Source organism: Bradyrhizobium sp. P2_E8 (assembly GCF_056403875.1).
In genome coordinates this window covers 1-1,121 of the sequence record NZ_JBFUES010001563.1, presented here as the reverse complement: position 1 = coordinate 1,121, position 1,121 = coordinate 1, and the positions used below count along the sequence as shown (strand labels likewise).

At 65.1% G+C, this 1,121-nt stretch carries 2 protein-coding genes; both read left to right on the top strand.

From position 1 onward, the window contains the following. The first annotated feature begins 44 nt into the window (after window positions 1–44). Complete coding sequence (locus AC1D00_RS42325; protein WP_477014807.1) at window positions 45–782, top strand: SDR family NAD(P)-dependent oxidoreductase; 738 nt, start codon at window positions 45–47, stop codon at window positions 780–782. A gap of 72 nt (window positions 783–854) precedes the next feature. Beyond that, window positions 855–1,121, top strand: a 267-nt coding sequence (locus AC1D00_RS42320) for a CsbD family protein (RefSeq protein WP_477014806.1), incomplete at its 3' end; no start/stop codon positions are given.

The window sequence follows — 1,121 nt, the reverse complement described above, 5'->3', positions numbered from 1 at the left end:
ATCCGCAGACAGGTCAAACAAGCAAGACAAAAGGGGAGGCCGCGATGGCGAACGAGCTCGATTTCACAGGCAAGCAGGTGCTGGTCGTCGGCGGCTCCAGCGGCATCGGCAACGGCATCGCACAGGCCTTTCGCGCCAGGGGCGCGCGTGTCGCGGTTTGCGGTACGCGTGCTCAGCCGGAGGAATATTCGGCGGAGGAAGGCTCCGATCTCGCCGGTCTTGCCTAYGCGCAGCTCGACGTCGGCAACCCCAGTGTGATCGAAGCCTTCAAGCCGTCCTTCGATCGGCTCGACATCCTGGTGCTGGCACAGGGCGCGGTGATCTATCGCCGCCGCGAGTTCGAGATGAGCGGTTTCCGCAAGGTCGTCGAGGTCAATCTGATGAGCCTGATGGCCTGTGCGACGCGGTTTCATTCCATGTTGCGGGATGCGAAGGGCGCGCTGATCATGGTGTCGTCGACCGCGGCCTATCATTCCACCATGGGCAACCCCGCCTACAACGCGTCGAAGACCGGCGCGGTCGGATTGACGCGCACGTTAGGGGAGGCCTGGGCCGAGGACGGCATTCGCGTCAATGGCATCGCGCCCGGCCTCGTCGACACYAAGATGACGAAGGTCACGACCGACAATCCCAAGCGGCTCGAAGGTGCCTTGTCGCGCATTCCCCTGCGGCGATTGGGCACGCCGGCCGACATGGCGGGCGCGGCGCTGTTCCTGGCCTCGCCGCTGTCGTCCTACATCATCGGCCAGACGCTGGTCGTCGACGGCGGGCTCATTCTGTAGGCGATTGCTCTCGGCGTTTGGAACTGCGCTGCGCCTGATCGGTTACTCCGGCTGACCCCCGAGGAGGACCACATGGACAAGGATCGAATTGTCGGATCGGCCAAGGAATTCGCTGGCCGCGCGGAAGGCGCAGTCGGAGATCTGGCGGGCGATGCTCAGACAGAAGCATCGGGCAAGGCGCGCGAGGCCGCCGGCACCGTGCAGAATCTCTACGGCCAGGCCAAGGACGCCGTGCGTGACGCCGGCGAGGTTGCGGCCGGCTACGCCAAGGATGCCTACGACAACAGCGGCGAGACGTTTCGCGATGGCACGCAGGCGATCGCGCGCAAGGTGCAGGAC